The sequence below is a fragment of the Streptomyces recifensis genome, from assembly GCF_002154615.1.
Classification (GTDB): domain Bacteria; phylum Actinomycetota; class Actinomycetes; order Streptomycetales; family Streptomycetaceae; genus Streptomyces; species Streptomyces griseoluteus.
In genome coordinates this window covers 1-3,025 of sequence record NZ_MUNH01000071.1, presented here as the reverse complement: position 1 = coordinate 3,025, position 3,025 = coordinate 1, and the positions used below count along the sequence as shown (strand labels likewise).

At 67.1% G+C, this 3,025-nt stretch carries 1 protein-coding gene; it reads left to right on the top strand.

Features of this window, described 5'->3' with window-relative positions; translation table 11 throughout:
• The first annotated feature begins 495 nt into the window (after nt 1-495).
• Entirely contained in the window at nt 496-2,853 is a 2,358-nt protein-coding gene (locus CCN33_RS04750) for an immune inhibitor A domain-containing protein (protein ID WP_086691431.1), read from the top strand.
• Nucleotides 2,854-3,025: the final 172 nt, after the last annotated feature.

Genomic DNA, 3,025 nt, shown 5'->3' with positions numbered 1-3,025 from the left:
CGGCCAGCGCGATGACGGCGACACCGATGCCCGAACCGGTCTGGGACAGGGCCAGCATGGCGACGGTGGAGAGGATCACGGTGCAGGAACCGTAGACGAGCTGTGCGACGGTCGGACGAGGCATGGCAATCGTGTCCTCGGAAGACGGGGGTAGGGGGTGTGCGGGGCGCCGTTTCGGCTCTATTCGCGTGCATGCCCGAGTCCTGTGCCAGGTAAGCCCCGCCTCACCCCGGGGGGCGGTGCACAGGGGGCGCACGGAGTCATGACCCACGCGAACTGGGCTGATGTGCGCGCCCGTTCTGCCGTAGCACGTGTTCGTAAAGCGGACGCCAACTCCGCATAGTGCACTTGTCCTGCTCAAGTCAAGGTCTGTCTTTTCTGCTGATCCTCTAGTCAAATTACGGCACTTGACTACACGCGTTGATCGTGCGCGCACGGAATCTTCCAAGGTCCGGAACCCTCCTGCCGTGCGCGCGGCGCGGGGGAGGATCTCAAGTGACCAGCAGACCCTGGATGTTCAGAGCCGCGGCGATAGGCGTGGCCCTCGCGGCGTCGTCCGCCACCTTCGCCACGTTCGCCGTGGCCGAGGCCGGCACGATGGCCCGCCCGGCGGCCGAGAACCGGCACGACCCGGCCCCGGCCGGACAGCGGGAGCACGACCTCGACGGCCCGCTGAGCAAGACCCAGGAGGCTCAGCGCCAGGAGGCCCTGAACCAGCTCATCGCCGGCAAGGCCACGACGAAGGAGCGCAACGGCTCCAAGGTCGTCGAGCTCAAGAGCAAGAAGGGCGACGGCAAGTACGTCGAGCTGAGCCGGGAGAAGACCGACAAGATCTTCACCATCCTGGTGGAGTTCGGGGACCAGACGGACCCCAAGTTCGGCGGCACCCCCGGCCCGCTGCACAACAAGATCGCCGCGCCGGACCGCACGAAGGACAACTCCACTGCCTGGCAGGCGGATTACAACCAGCAGCACTACCAGGACCTCTACTTCGGCACCGGTGCCAAGACCGAGTCGCTGAAGAAGTACTACGAGAAGCAGTCCTCGGGCCGCTACTCGGTCGAGGGCGAGGTCTCGGACTGGGTCAAGGTCCCCTACAACGAGGCCCGTTACGGCAACAACGCCTGCGGCCAGACCAACTGCACCAGCGTGTGGAACGTGGTCAGCGACGGCCTGAAGTCCTGGGTCGCCGGGCAGAAGGCGGCCGGCAAGTCGGACGCCGCCATCAAGGCCGACCTGGCCCAGTACGACCAGTGGGACCGCTACGACTACGACGGCGACGGCGACTTCAACGAGCCGGACGGCTACGTCGACCACTTCCAGATCGTGCACGCCGGTGAGGACGAGTCCGCCGGCGGCGGCGCCGAGGGCGAGAACGCCATCTGGGCGCACCGCTGGTACGCGTTCGGCACCGACGCGGGCGCGACCGGCCCGGCCGGCAACAAGCTCGGCGGCGCCCCGGTGGGCGACACCGGTGTCTGGGTCGGCGACTACACCATCCAGCCGGAGAACGGCGGACTCGGCGTCTTCGCCCACGAGTACGGCCACGACCTCGGTCTGCCGGACGAGTACGACACGGCCGGCGGCGACAACTCCACCGGTTTCTGGACCCTGATGTCCTCCGGTTCCTGGCTCGGCACCGGCAAGGACTCCATCGGTGACCTGCCCGGCGACATGAACGCGTGGGACAAGCTCCAGCTCGGCTGGCTGACCTACGACACCGCCAAGGCGGGCGTCTCCTCCTGGCACAAGCTCGGTCTCGCGGAGTACAACACCAAGTACCGCCAGGCCCTGTTGGTCACGCTGCCGGACAAGGCGGTCAAGACCGAGATCGTCACCCCGGCCCAGGGCGCGACCCAGTGGTGGAGCGGCAGCGGTGACAACCTCAAGAACACGCTGACCCGTTCGGTCGACCTGACCGGCAAGTCCAAGGCCACGCTGGGCCTGGACGGCTGGTACGACATCGAGGCCGGCTACGACTACCTCTACGCCGAGGTCTCCACGGACGGCGCCAACTGGACCGCCCTGGACGGCACGGTGGACGGGCAGCCGATCCCGCGCGACGGCTCCGACAAGCCCGCGCTGACCGGCACGGTCGACGGCTACAAGAAGCTGTCGTACTCGCTGGACGCGTACGCGGGCCAGAAGATCCAGCTCCGCTTCCGCTACCAGACCGACGGTGGCGTGGCGCTGAAGGGCTTCGCGGCCGACGAGATCACGGTCACCGCGGACGGCACCCCGCTGTTCTCCGACAACGCCGAGTCGGCCGACGCCGCTTGGGCCGCGAGCGGGTTCTCCCGCATCGGCGCGTCCTTCACCAAGGAGTACGCGCAGTACTACCTCGCCGAGAACCGTCAGTACGTGTCGTACGACAAGACGCTGAAGGTCGGTCCGTACAACTTCGGCTTCGCCGGCACCGAGCGGCCCGACTGGGTGGAGCACTACCCGTACCAGGACGGCCTGTTGATCTGGAAGTGGGACACCTCCCAGGCGGACAACAACACCAACGCGGACGCGCACCCCGGTACCGGTCTGATCCTGCCGGTCGACGCCCACCCGAAGGCGCTGAAGTGGTCCGACGGGACGCTGCTGCGCAACCGGATGCAGGCGTACGACTCGCCGTTCTCGCTGGACCCGACGGACGGGATCACGCTGCACAAGGCGGGCCAGGTGACGAAGATCAAGGCGCAGAACGGGGTGTCGGTCTTCAACGACCGCACCCACACGTACTGGGACCCCTCGAACCCCACCGGTGGCGTGAAGGTCACTGACACCAACACCAAGATCAAGATCAAGAAGCAGGCGGACGACGGCTCCACGATCGAGCTGGAAGTCGGCCCCGCGGCGAAGTAAGCGACATCTTCGCAGGTCAGAGACGTATCGGCGGTGACCCCCTAGCGGGTCGCCGCCGATCGTGTTTAGGTGCGTCCTGTGGACCGCTTATTGACACCTGACTGAACGGGGGCGTGACCGCATGGCCGCAGGAGGCTTCTGCAAGCTGCCCGGCGGGACGGTCGTGGTGGCG